Source organism: Janthinobacterium sp. GMG1 (assembly GCF_034427795.1).
Classification (GTDB): Bacteria; Pseudomonadota; Gammaproteobacteria; order Burkholderiales; family Burkholderiaceae_D; genus Janthinobacterium.
Genome location: NZ_JAXQNT010000004.1, coordinates 13676 through 28121, shown reverse-complemented (window position 1 = coordinate 28121; position 14446 = coordinate 13676). Strand labels below are relative to the sequence as shown.

The 14446-nt window shown below is 61.0% G+C and carries 11 protein-coding genes and 1 pseudogene; 8 read left to right on the top strand and 4 right to left on the bottom strand.

The window, feature by feature from the left end:
• Positions 1 to 357 precede the first annotated feature (357 nt).
• From SJI03_RS12015 to SJI03_RS11985, 7 genes are all read left to right on the top strand, one after another.
• The gene (locus tag SJI03_RS12015; RefSeq protein WP_099379412.1) at positions 358 to 1515 is read left to right on the top strand and encodes a carbohydrate kinase; all 1158 of its coding nucleotides are present in this window, start codon (positions 358 to 360) and stop codon (positions 1513 to 1515) included.
• Positions 1516 to 1518: 3 nt separating this feature from the next.
• Positions 1519 to 2448: a pseudouridine-5'-phosphate glycosidase gene (locus tag SJI03_RS12010; protein ID WP_322427353.1), complete on the top strand. Its 930-nt coding sequence runs from the start codon at positions 1519 to 1521 to the stop codon at positions 2446 to 2448.
• Between the two features lie 84 nt (positions 2449 to 2532).
• Positions 2533 to 3435, top strand: coding sequence for a LysR family transcriptional regulator (locus SJI03_RS12005; protein WP_077400023.1), 903 nt, complete (start codon positions 2533 to 2535; stop codon positions 3433 to 3435).
• A gap of 387 nt (positions 3436 to 3822) precedes the next feature.
• Positions 3823 to 4818, top strand: a complete 996-nt coding sequence (locus SJI03_RS12000) for a BMP family lipoprotein (protein WP_035824980.1) — start codon at positions 3823 to 3825, stop codon at positions 4816 to 4818.
• Between the two features lie 81 nt (positions 4819 to 4899).
• Positions 4900 to 6429, top strand: a complete 1530-nt coding sequence (locus tag SJI03_RS11995; RefSeq protein ID WP_322427352.1) for an ABC transporter ATP-binding protein — start codon at positions 4900 to 4902, stop codon at positions 6427 to 6429.
• Complete coding sequence (locus tag SJI03_RS11990; protein WP_035824975.1) at positions 6426 to 7505, top strand: ABC transporter permease; 1080 nt, start codon at positions 6426 to 6428, stop codon at positions 7503 to 7505. Before SJI03_RS11995 ends, SJI03_RS11990 begins: the two co-directional genes overlap by 4 nt.
• 4 nt (positions 7506 to 7509) lie before the next feature.
• The gene (locus SJI03_RS11985) at positions 7510 to 8481 is read left to right on the top strand and encodes an ABC transporter permease (RefSeq protein WP_034754516.1); all 972 of its coding nucleotides are present in this window, start codon (positions 7510 to 7512) and stop codon (positions 8479 to 8481) included.
• Positions 8482 to 8901: 420 nt separating this feature from the next.
• On the opposite strand, the pseudogene SJI03_RS11980 reads toward SJI03_RS11985, so the two are convergent.
• Positions 8902 to 9486: pseudogene (locus SJI03_RS11980) on the bottom strand (NUDIX domain-containing protein); the annotation flags it as partial.
• 75 nt (positions 9487 to 9561) lie between these two features.
• Between SJI03_RS11980 and SJI03_RS11975 the strand changes: the two are divergent.
• Positions 9562 to 10326 (top strand): DeoR/GlpR family DNA-binding transcription regulator, encoded by a 765-nt coding sequence (locus SJI03_RS11975; protein ID WP_322427351.1) that lies wholly within the window; start codon positions 9562 to 9564, stop codon positions 10324 to 10326.
• 36 nt (positions 10327 to 10362) lie between these two features.
• Here SJI03_RS11975 and SJI03_RS11970 read toward each other — a convergent pair whose 3' ends face one another.
• Genes SJI03_RS11970 through SJI03_RS11960 form a run of 3 tightly spaced genes read right to left on the bottom strand, consistent with a single transcriptional unit; the run spans position 10363 to position 14393 of the window.
• Positions 10363 to 11433, bottom strand: a complete 1071-nt coding sequence (locus SJI03_RS11970; RefSeq protein WP_322427350.1) for a S1/P1 nuclease — start codon at positions 11431 to 11433, stop codon at positions 10363 to 10365.
• Positions 11434 to 11435: 2 nt separating this feature from the next.
• The gene (locus SJI03_RS11965; protein ID WP_322427349.1) at positions 11436 to 12665 is read right to left on the bottom strand and encodes a phospholipase D-like domain-containing protein; all 1230 of its coding nucleotides are present in this window, start codon (positions 12663 to 12665) and stop codon (positions 11436 to 11438) included.
• Positions 12666 to 12683: 18 nt separating this feature from the next.
• Positions 12684 to 14393, bottom strand: coding sequence for a bifunctional metallophosphatase/5'-nucleotidase (locus tag SJI03_RS11960; protein ID WP_322427348.1), 1710 nt, complete (start codon positions 14391 to 14393; stop codon positions 12684 to 12686).
• Positions 14394 to 14446 lie beyond the last annotated feature (53 nt).

Below are 14446 nucleotides of genomic sequence, written 5' to 3'. Positions count from 1 at the left end.
GATGGGTTGCTGCCTGCACGGCCGTGCCCGGTGAAGAAGTACGGCCCAGGTTACGGGTATGTATATGGGTGCTGCTGGTATATCCAGATGCGTATTGCCACTATTTGCCGCCACTATGCATCAAACGGAATATGTATGGCAAATACCATTTTTCTTGCCCATTTATACAATTCAAATATAAATGGCCGATATTATAGTCGAGGCAAGCCCAGGCCCGCCATGCCCGGGAAATCCGTGCATACAAGCTCCATACGAGCACTTTCCGCGCACGCCAGACACGCACTTCACACACGCTTGACACCAACAAGACAAATGTTTACAGTCGCAGACAAATGTTTAACCATCAGCGAAAACCTTGTGACCGATACCAATAAAAAAGACCAGCTGTACACGCTGATCCGCAACAACCCCTTCATCTCGCAGCAAGACCTGGCGAGCGAGCTGGGCTTGTCGCGCTCGGCCGTCGCCGGCCACATTGCCGGATTGATACGCGAGCGGCGCCTGCTGGGACGCGCCTACGTGCTGCCCGACAGCCGCCCCGTGCTGTGCATAGGCGCTGCCAACCTCGACCGCAAGATGCGCACCCTGGCGACCTTGCAGATGGGCACATCGAATCCCGTGCGTTCGGAAGAAGTGTTTGGCGGCGTGGGCCGCAACATTGCGGAAAACCTGGCACGCCTGGCTATCCCCGTGGCCCTGCTGACGGCGCTGGGCGACGATGCGGCCGGCCACGCCCTGCAGACGCACGCGGAAGACGCGGGCATCGACATGCGCGGCAGCTTACATCTGAGCAACACCAGCAGCGGCACTTACACTGCCGTGCTCGACGAACATGGTGAAATGCTGCTGGCGATGGCCAACATGCAACTGTACGAACAACTGACCCCCGCCTTTTTGCACAGCCGCCAGCCACAGCGCGCCGCTGCCGCCCTCACCGTCTGCGACCTGAACCTGGGCCACGACAGCGTGCAGGCTCTGCTGGCCGATGCGCGCCAGGACGCGGCCCACGCGACGCCGCTCGTCATCGTCGCCGTCTCGCAGCCGAAGATGGCGCACCTGCCGCAAGACTTGACGGGCTTGCATTTGCTGATACTGAACCGGGGCGAACTGGAAACGCGCGTGGCGCGGGCCTTGCCCACGGCCTTCGAGGTGCGCGCCGCCTGCCGCGAAGTGCAGCGCCAAGGCGCGCGCCAGGTGATCGTCACCTGCGGCGGCGAAGGCGTGTACTTCACGGATGGCGACAGCCCGGACGCGCCTGTCGTGCACCTGGCCGCGCGCGAAGTGGACGCCGTCGACGTGACGGGCGCCGGCGACGCGTTTTCCGCCGCGGTCTGCTGGTCGCTGTACCACGACAGCAGCGATTTGAAACTGGCGTGCCGGCGCGGCCTGAAGCTGGCCGCCATGACCCTGGAATCGGCTGCCACCGTCTCCCCCCATATTTCCGCCGGCGCGCTCGACAACATTGACGACGCCGACCTGGCGCCGCCTCCCCCTACCCTCTTTCAACAGGACTGAACCATGACCCAATTACAGAATTTCCTCTTGTTCTCGCAAGAAGTGCTCGACGCACGCGCCGCCGGCAAGCCCATCGTGGCGCTGGAATCGACCATCATTTCGCACGGCATGCCGTATCCGCAAAACGTGGAAATGGCGCGCGAAGTGGAACAGATCATCCGTGACGGCGGCGCCGTGCCAGCCACCATCGCCATCATCGGCGGCAAGATCTGCGTGGGCCTGTCGCCCGAACAACTGGAATTGCTGGGCACCTCGCCCGACGCCATGAAGGTCAGCCGCCGCGACTTGCCGTTCGTCCTGTCACAAGGCAAGCTGGGCGCCACCACCGTGGCCGCCACCATGATTTGCGCGGAACTGGCAGGTATTTCCGTATTTGTTACGGGCGGCATCGGCGGCGTGCACCGCGGCGCGGAAACCAGCTTCGACATTTCCGCCGACTTGCAGGAACTGGCGCAAACGTCGGTGGCCGTCGTCTGCGCGGGCGTGAAATCCATCCTCGACATCGGCCTGACCCTGGAATACCTGGAAACCCATGGCGTGCCCGTCATCAGCGTGGGCCAGGAAGGTTTCCCGGCCTTCTTCACGCGCGAAAGCGGCTTCAAGGCCGATTTCCGCCTCGATACGGCCGCAGAACAGGCTGCCTTCATCGGCACCAAGTGGCAACTGGGCTTGAAGGGCGGCGTGATCGTCAGCAACCCCGTGCCGGCCGCGCAAGCCATGCCCAAGGAGGAGATCGATGCGATCACCGCGCAGGCGCTGCAGGAAGCGGACGCGGGCGGCGTGAAGGGCAAGCAAGTCACGCCATTCCTGTTGTCACGCATCAAGCAACTGACGGATGGCCGCAGCCTGGCGACGAATATCGCGCTGGTCAAGCACAATGCCCAAGTCGGCACGGCGCTGGCCATTGCCATGCAGGCAGTCGTGGCACGATAATAGGACTGCTGTAAAGAAAGCGCGCGCGCCTTCACGGGTCCGCCGCCGTTCCATCGCCAAGCAACACGCAACGCCAAGGAAAGCATGTCCATCGATCTGAAACAGTTAAAGTATTTTCTTGCCGTTGCCGAGGAGAAAAGCTTCAGCCGCGCCGCCGAGCGCCTGCATATCTCGCAGCCGCCCTTGAGCCAGCAGATCATGAAACTGGAAAGCGAACTCGGCGTACGCCTGTTTGCGCGCACCACGCGCACGTTCGAGCTGACCGTGGCGGGCAAGGCGCTGATGAACGAGGCGGCTGACCTGCTGGCCAAGATGCGCATGACCATCGACACCATCCGCCAGATCGACCGCGGCGAAGTGGGCCGCTTGCGCGTGGGCATCGTCGGCTCGGCCATGTGGGGTCCCATCCCCAGCCTGCTGGAAGAATTCCAGACCAAATTTCCCCGCGTCAGCTGGACCATCCATGAATTCGGTCCCACGGTGCAATACGAAGCCTTGCGCGCCAAGCAAATCGATGTCGGTTTCTGGCGCGAACCCAAGCTCAACGACGACGACTTGCGTCACGACAATCTGCGCCAGGAACTGTGCTTCCGCGAAAACGTCTGCGTGGCCGTCAATGAACACCATCCGCTGGCGAAAAACACGTCCATCGAGCTGATCGACATCGCCCACGAGCCCATGCTCACCCTGAACCTCGACAAATCCGCGTTCCCACGCTACCTGGTGCAATGCTGCATCAACGCTGGTTTCGAACCCGTGATTTTCCAGGAAGCGAGCGAACCGCAAACCCTGCTGGCCATGGTCGGCGCGGGGCTGGGCGTGACCCTGGTGCCGGAAACGACGAGCCGTATCGGCTGGCCCGGCGTCGTGTTTCTGCCGATCAAGACCAATCCACCGTCGGCCAACCTGTACATCAGCTACACCACGCTGGACGACGCGCCCGTCGTGCGCGCCTTCTTAAATATTTTGAATCCCCCGGCCGCCTGATCTGCTACGCCACCTATTTATATGCCCCACATATAAATACATAAACAAAAACGTATTTGTCATACATATCTGGCATGATGCATAGTGATTCGGACGCCCATCGTGGCGCCGGTTCCGTGCTTGCCCTGCCCGTCAATTGACGGCGCATCCCAGCCCGCTCCGGCAGCCCCCTTCGATGTTGTACCTATAAAAGAGACGGGGCCGACTGTTGCATGAGCATCACATTGTCGACATAAAAGCATCCGAGGCCAGCAATGATCTTGTGCAATACCGTGCAATGTTGATAAGGAATTATCACCTCATGCATCAAAAACAGGCTAAATCAGCCCCAAATTATATGTTTCACCTATAAAAAATATACAATATCGATCTTCCAGGAGCCAATTCATGAAACTTACACAATTTAGTTTGACGATCGCAGCCGTATTTCTGACTGCTCAAGCGTCCGCGGCTACCCCAAAACTGGGTGTCGTGTATGACGCGGGCGGCAAGTTCGACAAGTCGTTCAACCAATCCGCTTTCGAAGGCGCATCGCGCTTCAAAAAAGACACGGGCATTTCCTTCATCGAAGTACAAGCCTCGAGCGATACGCAAGCCGAGCAAGTCATGCGTGGCCTGGCCCGCAAGAAACTCGACATGATCGCGGCCATCGGTTTTGCGCAAACGCAAGCCGTGCAAAAGGTCGCCAAGGAATTCCCGAACGTGAAATTCGTGCTGATCGACGGCCAGGCCGCCGGCAGCAATGTCAATTCCGTCGTCTTCAAGGAAGAAGAAGGCTCCTACCTGGTGGGCGTGGCTGCAGCCATGGCCAGCAAGAGCAAGAAAGTCGGCTTCATCGGCGGCATCGATATTCCATTGATCCGCAACTTCGCCTGCGGCTACGCGCAAGGCGCGAAGGCCGTCAATCCGAAGACGGAAATCACGCAAAACATGGTCGGCACCACGTCCGGCGCCTGGAATGACCCGGCCAAGGGTGGCGAACTGGCCCGCTCGCAATTCGAGCGCGGCGTCGATGTCGTCTTCGCCGTCGCTGGCGGCAGCGGCATGGGCACCCTGCAAATGGCCAAGGAAAAAGGCAAGCTGGCCATCGGCGTCGATTCGAACCAGAATCATCTGTATCCAGGCAGCATCCTGACCTCGATGGTCAAGCGCGTCGACAACACGGTCTACGACAGCTTCATGCAAGTCAAGAACGGCACCTGGAAGGGCGGCGTCAGCTATAAAGGCTTGAAAGAAGGCGGCGTGGATTGGGCGCTCGATGCGAACAACCGCAAGCTGATTACGCCGGAAATCGAAAAGCGCGTGTTGGGTGCGCGTAAGGACATTATCGATGGCAAGATCAAAGTGATCGATTACCGCGTCGGCAGCAGCTGCCCGGTTTAATTTTTCTCCGTATCTTTTAGCGCGCCGCCGGGGCCAGTCTCCGCGCGGCGCGTTTCCATGAAACTATCCAGTTATGAACCTATGCAGCCAGCAGTAGAATTTCGCAGCATTTCCAAGCAGTTTGGACATGTGAAGGCGAACGCCGACGTCAGTTTCTCCATCGCCAAGGGCAGTATCCATGGCTTGGTGGGGGAAAACGGCGCCGGCAAATCGACCTTGATGAGCATCCTGTACGGGTATTACCGTGCCGACGGCGGAGAAATCTTGCTCGACGGAAAAGTACAGCCTATCCGCAACAGCCAGGAAGCGATCAACCTCGGCATCGGCATGGTGCACCAGCACTTCATGCTGGTCGAGAACTTCACCGTTCTCGACAATATCATGCTGGGCACGGAAGGCGGTTTTCGCCTGGCCAGCCACCGCACGGAAGCGGAAGCGAAATTGCGCGAGATTTGCGCGCGCTACCGCCTCGACGTCGACCCGCTGGCAAAGATCGAAGACCTCTCCGTGGGCGCACAGCAGCGGGTGGAAATCCTCAAGCAGATTTACCGCAGCGCCAATATCCTGATCCTCGACGAGCCGACGGCCGTGCTGACGGCCCAGGAAACGGCGTCGCTGTTTGAAATCCTGCGCCTGTTCAAGGAGCAAGGCAAGACCATCATCCTGATCACGCACAAGCTGCAAGAGATCCTGGAAATCACCGACAACGTCACCGTCATGCGCGGCGGCACGGTGGTGGGCGCCGTGGCGACCGCCGGCACCTCGAAAGAGGAACTGGCCAACATGATGGTCGGCCGCCCCATCCAGAGCCACTTGCCGCGTGCACCGTACAATCCGGGCGCCACGGTGCTGGAAGTGGACGGTCTGCAACTGGCCGACGAGCAACAGATCAAACTGCTGGCCGACATCGGTTTCAACTTGCGCGCCGGCGAAATCGTCGCCATCGCGGGGGTCTCGGGCAATGGCCAGAGCGAACTGCTGGAAATCCTCTCGGGCATGCGCCTGCCGACGTCCGGCAAGCTGCGCTTCCTCGACAAGGACTTGCCGTTTGCCAAGCGCCACGACGCCGACGGCTTGCCGCTGGCCTTCCGCGAGCTGGGCATCGCCCACATTCCAGAAGACCGCTTGCGCGATGGCGTGGTAAAGAATTTCTCCGTCATGCAAAACACCATCCTCGGTTACCAGGATCACCTGAAAAACCGCTGGGGCCTGTTCAACTTCAAGGCCATCGGCGCGCGCTGCGCGGAACTGCTGAAAACCTTCGATGTGCGCCCGGCCAATCCGGACTTGCGCATCGGTTTGTTGTCCGGCGGCAACCAGCAAAAGGTGGTGATCGCGCGCGAAGTGCTGGCCAAGCCGAAACTGATGCTGGTGGGCCAGCCCACGCGCGGCGTCGACATCGGCACCATCGAAAGCATCCATACGCAATTGCTGGCCCTGCGCGACGCAGGCGTGGCGATCCTGCTGGTGTCCGTCGAACTGGAAGAAGTGCGGGCGCTGGCCGACCGCATTCTCGTCATGTGCGGCGGACGCATCACCGGCGAACTGAAAATTGAAGAATTCGATACCACCCGCATCGGTCTGTTGATGGGGGGAATGCATAAATCATGAATAACGACTTGCCACGCTGGGCGACAGCCTTTGTCATGCCCATGTTAAACCTGCTGTCGGCCTTGCTGGTCGCAGCCCTGGTGATTTATATGCTGGGCGAAGACCCGGCCGAATCGCTGTCGATCCTCGTCCACAGCGCCATCCTCAATCCGGAAGGCTTGAGCTACACCCTGTTTTACGCCAGCACCTTCATCTTCACGGGCCTGTCGGTCTCCGTGGCGATGCAGGCCGGGCTGTTCAATATCGGTTCCGAAGGCCAGATGTATATCGGTGGCCTGGGCTTGACGGTGGCCATGCTGGCCTTCGACCAGACCCTGCCCGCCTGGCTATTGATTCCAGCGGCCATGATCGGCGCGGCCCTGTTCGGCGCGCTGTGGGGTTTCCTGCCCGGCTACCTGCAAGCCAAGCGCGGCAGCCACATCGTCGTCACCACCATCATGTTCAACTTCATCGCCGCCAGCCTGATGAACTTCGTGATCGTGAAGTACCTGATTCCGCCGGGCGAACAGAACACGGCCAGCCGCGTGTTTGCGGAAAGCGGCGAAATGCCGCGCCTCTCCACCTGGTTCCCATCCTTGGGCGACACGCCGCTGAACATCAGTTTTATCCTGGCGATCGCCGCACTGGTGATTTACGGCGTGATGGTCTGGCGCTCGTCGTGGGGCTTCAAGCTGCGTGCCACGGGCCTGAACAAGCACGCGGCCCACTATGCGGGCGTGTCGATCAGCAAGATGATCATCATCGTCATGCTGATCTCCGGCGCGCTGGCGGGCCTCGGTTCCGTCAATTCCATCATGGGTTCGACGCATTATCTGTCGCTCAACTTTGTGGGCGGCGCCGGCTTCATCGGCATCGCCATTGCCCTGATGGGTCGCCAGCATCCGGTCGGTATCTTCCTGTCGGCCGTGCTGTTCGGCGCGCTGATCCAGGGTGGCTTCGACTTGTCGCTGGAAAAACCGAATATCCCGACGGAAACTTTCATTTTCATCCAGGGCTTGATCATTCTGTTCTGCGGCGCCATGGAAAACTTCTACGCACCGGCCATTTCCGCCCTGCTCAAGCGCACCAAAGGCTAACACCATGACACTCGACGACTTTCAATTCGCCAGCATCCTGGTATCGACCGTGCGCAATGCGCCCGTCCTGATCTTTGCCGCCATGGCCGGCCTGTTTGCCGAACGCAGCGGCATGATCGACATCGGCCTGGAAGGCAAGATCCTGGCCAGCGCCTTCGCTTCCGCCGCCGTGGCCTACACGACGCAAAACCCGTATTACGGCATGGCTGCCGGCATGCTCGTGTGCGTCGCTCTGGCCCTGCTGCAGGCGTACGTCAGCATCACGCAAAAGGGCAACCAGCTGGTGGCCGGCATGGCGATCAACATCGCCATGAGCGGACTGACGTTTGTGCTGGCGCAATTCTTCTTCCAGCAAGGCGGCCGCACGCCCGACCTCGGTTCGGCGCGGCTGTTCGACGTGGTCTTGCCGGGCACGCAGTACGTGGAACATATCCCGTTCATCGGCTGGGTGTATGCCCATTTGATCGGCGGCCATTCCATCCTCGTCTACGTGGCTTTCCTGTTGATCCCGCTCGTGCACTGGTTGCTGTACCACACGCGCTTCGGCCTGCGCCTGCGCGCCTGCGGCGAAAACCCGCATGCGGCGGACTCGGCCGGCGTGAGCGTAGAAGCGACGCGCTACCTGGCCATGCTGGTGGCCGGCATCCTGTGCTCGTTCTCGGGTGCATATCTTGCCATCGTGCAAAGCGGCTTCTTCCTGCGCGACATGTCGGCCGGCGCCGGCTACCTGGCCCTGACGGCCATGGTGTTCGGCAACTGGCGCCCCGTCTACACCTTCCTCGGCTGTCTGATGTTCGGCTTCTTCGCGGCCATCCAGATTCAAATTGAAGGCGTGGACTTGCCCGTCGTGGGCCGCATCCCAGGCTCCTTGATCCAGATGGTGCCGTACGTGGTCACCGTGATCGTGCTGGCAGGCTTGATGGCGAAATCCATCGCGCCAAAAGCTATCGGCATTCCGTTCGTCAAATCGCGCTAAGTTTCAGCGAGCGCTGACAAAAAGCGAAGCCCGCGGGCTTCGCTTTTTTTACGCCGAAAGAATTGCGTCCAGCGAGAAAAACACGGGCAGCCCCAGGCTGCGCGCCACTTCCACCATCTGGTCGGCGCCCTGCGACGCGCCGCCGAGGCGCAGCACGGCATCGCAATGGCTCAATAAACGCGTCGCATGCGCGTGAAATAATTCCTCATACACTACATCGCCAACCCCGGTGGAGCCGGCCAGCGCCAGCATGGGCAAGGCCAGCCATTCACCGAGCACGGGCATGTGTCCTCTGGCATACAGGGGCAGGCAGACGGCTTGCATGGCTGCCACATTCGCCGCCATCAGGGCGGGATCGTCGCCCGTGCCGGAGCGATACGGGCCGGCAACGAGGATCTGCATGCCCCGCTTCACCGGCATCAGTTGCAATTGCGCATGCTGCAGCAGCATGATGGTCTTGCCGTCGCAGATGCGGCCATCGGCCACCATGCGCATGGCCTGCGCCAGCGGCAGTTCCAGCACTTCGATGTCTTCGCCCTCGTGCGCCAGGCCGCCGCCGTCGCCGATACGGCTGGACGGATCGTATTCGGCAACAAAGAAATGCAGGCGCTCCGTCACGGAGCCGGGGCTCATGAAAGCCTGGAATATCTTTTGCACCTGCCCCACCCGGTAACCGGTTTCCTCTTCCACCTCGGCGCGGATGCGCTGTTCCGCGCTGGCCTCTTCCAGCAAGCCGGCCGCCGCTTCGATGAGGAAACCATCGTGGCCTTCGCGGTAGGTGGGAAAGCGGAACTGGCGGATCAGGATCACCGTGCGCTTGATTTTGTTGTAGAGCAGGATGGTGGCGCCATGGCCGCGGTCATAGGTTTCCCGCGTCTGCGTCTGCCATTCACCATCATGACGCAGGTAGTCGAACGTGGTCTTTTGCAGCAGATACCAGTCGTGCGACAGGGTCTGCACGCCCTGGATACGGACCCGTTCCTGCTTGCTGTTTTCTTCGCGCATAGTGTCTCCTTGTGCTTGCACGGATCGACTTTATCATGCAAACTCGTGCAATATCAAGAAAATACAAGAAAAACCATGCTCACACATCAACGCAAACAATACCTGCTGGACTTGCTCCAGCGCGAAGGCCAGATCGTCGCCAGGGCCGTCAGCGATAGCCTGGGCTTGTCGGAAGACACGATACGGCGCGACCTGCGCGAACTGGCGAAAGAGGGTTTATTGGAGCGCGTGCATGGCGGCGCCCTGCCCTTGCTGCCGCGCTCGCCCGCACTGGCGCCGTTTGCGGGACGCGAACAGATTTTTCCCGAAGCCAAGCCCGCCATCGGCCGCGCGGCGGGCGCCATGATACAAACGGGGCAAGTGGTGTTCCTCGATGGCGGCACGACCGCCGTGCAGCTGGCACGCCAGCTGCCGCGCGACTTGCATGCCACCATTGTCACGCACAGCCCCTCGATTGCCGTCGAACTGGTGAATCACCCATCGATCGACGTGCTGATGCTGGGCGGGCGCCTGTACAAGCATTCGATCGTCGGCGTCGGCGCCGCGACCGTGGAAGCCATCGGCCGCATCCGCGCCGACCTGTATTTCATGGGTGTGTCCAGCCTGCATCCGCAAGCGGGCATCACCACCGGGGATTATGAAGAAGCGTGCGTGAAACGCGCCCTGAGCGAGGCGTCGAGCCGCACCGTCGTGCTGGCCTCGCCGGAAAAGTTCAATACGGCTTCGCCGTTTCAAATCGCGCCCTTGAGCCAGGTCAACGACATCATCGTGCACCGCGACGTGGACGACGCCCTGGTCGCCCCCTACCGCGAGATGGGGATTGGCATCACCCTGGCATGAAAAAAGCGGCCCGCAGGCCGCTTTCGAATAACATTTTTACTGTGGCCAGATCGCCTGCAGCACAGCGGCCAAGTGATAACCGCCCGCGATCAGCTGCTGCTTCGCCAGCGCCGAGCTGGGCACGGGATAATTGTCCGGCACGTTTAAATTCCACACGTTGTAGACCTCGCCCTTGCGGCTGGTCTGCTGCGTGGCCGGTCCCGCCACCACGTCCGTGAAGGCAATTTTTGACGCCGCCAGCGAGGCATCGGCCCACTGATACGGCCAGGTAGCAGGGTCGCCGCTATTGCCGCTCACTTGTGGCGTGCTGGCGATCACGGTGCGGGCGAACTGCTGTGGCGTGCGCGTGCTCAGGCGGCGCATGGCGTAATCGACCACGGTGGTGTCCCAATACGAATGCAGGGGCTTCGTGGGCGATTTCGGATAACTGCTGGCCGGCTTGACCCCGCCATCCTCGGCCGGCAGCGGCGCGGGGATCACGGCGTCCGACAGCGCCGTCATCTTCGCATCGTCGAGCAGCAAATCATTGCCGCCGCGTGCATTGAAAATGGTGACGTCGTCAATCTGCGCCTGCGTGGCGGGCACGAAGAACTGACCATCCTTGCCGACAAACGCATTGCCCACATGCAATGGCTGGTGGATATCGCCCACCAGGTGCGTGATCAAAATCAACGCTTCGCGCTGGCTGAAGCCGTGCGGATTGCTGGCCGCATCAGCCTTGCCTTGCAGCACCAGGATCGCCTGCTTGAGTGTCTGCACAATATCGTCGTCAGCCGTGCCCACGCCATGGTCGTGATAGTGCTCATTCTGGAATGGCACGTTCGTATAATGGTATTCGCCATGCTTGGGGTTCGCCGCGACATAGGTCAACATCTCCGGCGATTGCGGGCCGCAATACGTGCCCTTCACGCAATCGGGCCAGTTGGCGATCTTTTCCAGACTTTCGCCAGGCAACAGCAACTTGGCGATGTGCACTTGGGCAGCGCTCCCCTTGAGCAATTGATCGGCGATGGCGCCCACGGCGCGGTGGCCGTCATTGCCCCAGGCCAGCACATTGCCGGACGCAAAAGCGGCGCCCAGCGCCAGTACGGTCATCAATTTTTTCACGCTTACTCCTTTGCTTGCGGCGCAGCCTTGGCCGGCTTCGGATACTGCTTGTTGATGTCGATGGGCTGCGCATACGCCGAGCTCCACGTCTGCTCATGCAGCGCGGCAATGCGCTGCGCCATGGCGTCGTTGCGCAGCACCACTTCCAGGTTGCGCGACAAGTCGAAATAGCCGCCCGCCCAGTTGCTCGTGCCGACCCAGGCCAGCTTGCCATCGATGCTCATGGTCTTGCTGTGGATCACGCGCGCAAACGGGATGAAGCCGGTCGATGCCGTCGGCAAGGTGACGATGCGAATTTCCACGTTCGGCATCAGGGCCAGGCTTTTCAGGTAGGCAATGGCGGGCGCTTCCGTGTTCCAGCTTGATACCATCAGCTTGATTTTCACGCCGCGCTGAGCAGCGGCGCGCACGGCATTGTCGATCACGGCGTAGTACGGCCGCGTGCGGTTTGGGCCATACGACAGCGGCGCGTAGTCCAGCAACTGGATGCGCACTTCGTTTTTCGCTTCCGCCAGCAAGGCCGGCAAGCCCGTTTCCGAGTCGCCCACGCCGGCCGGGTTGTAGGCATTCGGGCTGGCCAGCAGGAAAGCGTTTTGCGCGTAATTGGCCGGCACCACCTTGCTGTTGAGTACCGTGGCGCGGCTGCCTTGCGACGTCAATGCCTGGGCTTGCCAATCCTGTTCGAAGATCGCCTGCACTTGGCCAACCATGGCGGCTTCCGTGATCTTCAAGCCCGTTTCATGGATGTGCTCGAACGAGCGCCAGTCGAAATTCTGGCTGCCGATGTACGCGACCTCACCATCGACGGCCAGGTATTTCGCGTGCACGATGCCGTTGCCCGTGATTTTATTGAAATCGATGAGGCGCAAGTCCAGGTTCGGAATCGCCTTGATCTGCGCGATGGTGGCCGCTTCCGACAGGCCCACGCCCTTCTGGTCCAGCAGGAAGCGGATTTTCACGCCACGCTGGCCGGCGGCCGTCAGGCTGGCCAGCACTTTTTCAAAAGCCGTGCCCGGCTTGCTGACGGCATAGAACTGCGCGATGACGATCTCTTTTTTTGCCCCGTCGAACAGCTCGGTCCACACGGCAACAGGCTCGCGCAGGTCGGGATTCGTCAGGGTGGTTTCCACGGGCGAGGTGTGCACGAGCTCAAAGCCGGGAATGGTGAAATCGGCGTGGGCCGTGCCCGCGAACAGGGTAGTGACGAGCAGGGAAACAAATAAACGACGCATGGTTTTTCCTTGTAAAGATTATTGGACGCGCACGATGCGGCCGGCCGCCGTGGCGCTGCCGGCCGGCTTGCCGGCACGCGCGCGGTCGATCAGGTAATTGCTGAAGGCGTCGATGTCGCGCACACCCGTGTCGAGCCGGCGCGTGCCGGCCGCCAGCACGGTGAAGCGGTCGCCGCCGCCGGCCAGGAAACTGTTGGCGGCGACTCTGTATTGTTGATTGTCGTCAAGGGGAATGCCATTGAGCATGATGCTGCCTGGCAGCACACGCTTGCCTTGCGGTTGCGTGCTGTCCCAGCGATAAGTAAAACCGTCGGACACTTGCAGCAGATTGCCCTCGCCGGCCTCTGCACCCGGCCATTGCTGCTCGAGCAAGGTACGGATTTGCGCGCCGGAAAGACTCACAACGATCAGGGTATTGCCGAACGGTACAACTGCCTGATTCTGGCCCACGTTCGTCATCAGGTCGGCGCCCGCTTCCAGGTCCTTGCGGATGCCGCCATTGTTCATCAAACCGATTTGCGCGCCGGCGGCGCGCGCGCCGAACAGGGTGCTATCGGCCACCAGGTCGCCCAGCGGGGAAGCGCCGCCGCCCTTGGTGCTGCGGCCCACGTTCGGCACGGCGATGGCGGCCACGGGACGCGACAATTCCGCCGCGCTGCGCTGCTTAACCGATTCCAGGTAGGCTGCGACGGCCGGGTCCGGCTCATACATGCCTGGCAGCATGACGACGTTTTGCGCGCTGGCATCGACGACGGCATTCTTGACGGGATCGACCTTGAGCTTGATGCGCGTCAACATGTGTCCGCCCATCTGCGCCTGCGTCACCAGGCGGCCATCGACACGGCACAGATAACCCTGGTGCGAATGGCCGCTGATGACCAGTTGAATAGCCGGGTCGAGGCGTTTAACCACGTCGACCACTTCGCCCTTCAGGTGGCTGCAGTCGGGCTGGTCGACAGCTTCCTTGGTCTCGCCGCCCTGGTGCAGCAGCACCACGAACACGCCCACGCCTTGCGCCCGCAGCTGCGGCAAGGTGGCGTTAATGGCGTCCGCTTCATCGCCAAACTGCAGGCCGGCAATGCCGGCGGCCGTCACCACGGACGGCGTATCCTTCAGCACGGCGCCGATCAGGCCCACCTTGACGCCATGCGCCTCTTCGATGCGGTAGGCGGGCAACAGGGACTTGCCCGTTTGCGTGTCGATGACATTGGCCGCCATATAAGTGTAGCTGGCGCCCTTGAAGTCGGGCGTGAACTTGCACGCCTTGTCGGCGCGCGATGATTCACAGCCGCCGCGCTGCTGGCGCAGCAATTCCGCCTTGCCCTGGTCAAATTCATGGTTGCCGACGGAACTGGCCTTCATGCCCAGCATGTTCATGGCGACGATGCTCGGCTCGTCCGCCCACAGCGCCGACATGGCGGGGCTGGCGCCGACCAGGTCGCCATTGCCGACAAAGATCAGCTGCGCGTCTTCGCGCCGCCAGGCCGTCAGGGCGCCGGACAAGGTATCGATGCCGCCAGCCTGCACCGTCTTGCGCTCGGCATCGGCAACGCTCGTGTAGCTAAATTTGCTGCGGTCGAGATTGCCATGGAAGTCGTTCAAGGCAACCAGGTTCACTTCAATCGGGCCGCTCAGCGCAGCCTGCGGCGCGGAAGAAAAATTGCTGCAACCGGACAGGATGAGGATCAGGGCCGCAGTAGCGACCGGAGTGCGTAGGAAGTGAGCCATGGAATCGATATGTCAAAAAAGAGAAAGGGTAAACCATCTTGTCTATAAAAAAA

Coding starts and splice junctions, on each gene's coding strand:
- SJI03_RS11960 (WP_322427348.1), bottom strand. CDS start 14,393: ATGGCTCACTTCCTACGCACTCCGGTCGCTACTGCGGCCCTGATCCTC.
- SJI03_RS11965 (WP_322427349.1), bottom strand. CDS start 12,665: ATGCGTCGTTTATTTGTTTCCCTGCTCGTCACTACCCTGTTCGCGGGC.
- SJI03_RS11985 (WP_034754516.1), top strand. CDS start 7,510: ATGACACTCGACGACTTTCAATTCGCCAGCATCCTGGTATCGACCGTG.
- SJI03_RS12000 (WP_035824980.1), top strand. CDS start 3,823: ATGAAACTTACACAATTTAGTTTGACGATCGCAGCCGTATTTCTGACT.
- SJI03_RS11990 (WP_035824975.1), top strand. CDS start 6,426: ATGAATAACGACTTGCCACGCTGGGCGACAGCCTTTGTCATGCCCATG.
- SJI03_RS11975 (WP_322427351.1), top strand. CDS start 9,562: ATGCTCACACATCAACGCAAACAATACCTGCTGGACTTGCTCCAGCGC.
- SJI03_RS11995 (WP_322427352.1), top strand. CDS start 4,900: ATGCAGCCAGCAGTAGAATTTCGCAGCATTTCCAAGCAGTTTGGACAT.
- SJI03_RS12005 (WP_077400023.1), top strand. CDS start 2,533: ATGTCCATCGATCTGAAACAGTTAAAGTATTTTCTTGCCGTTGCCGAG.
- SJI03_RS12010 (WP_322427353.1), top strand. CDS start 1,519: ATGACCCAATTACAGAATTTCCTCTTGTTCTCGCAAGAAGTGCTCGAC.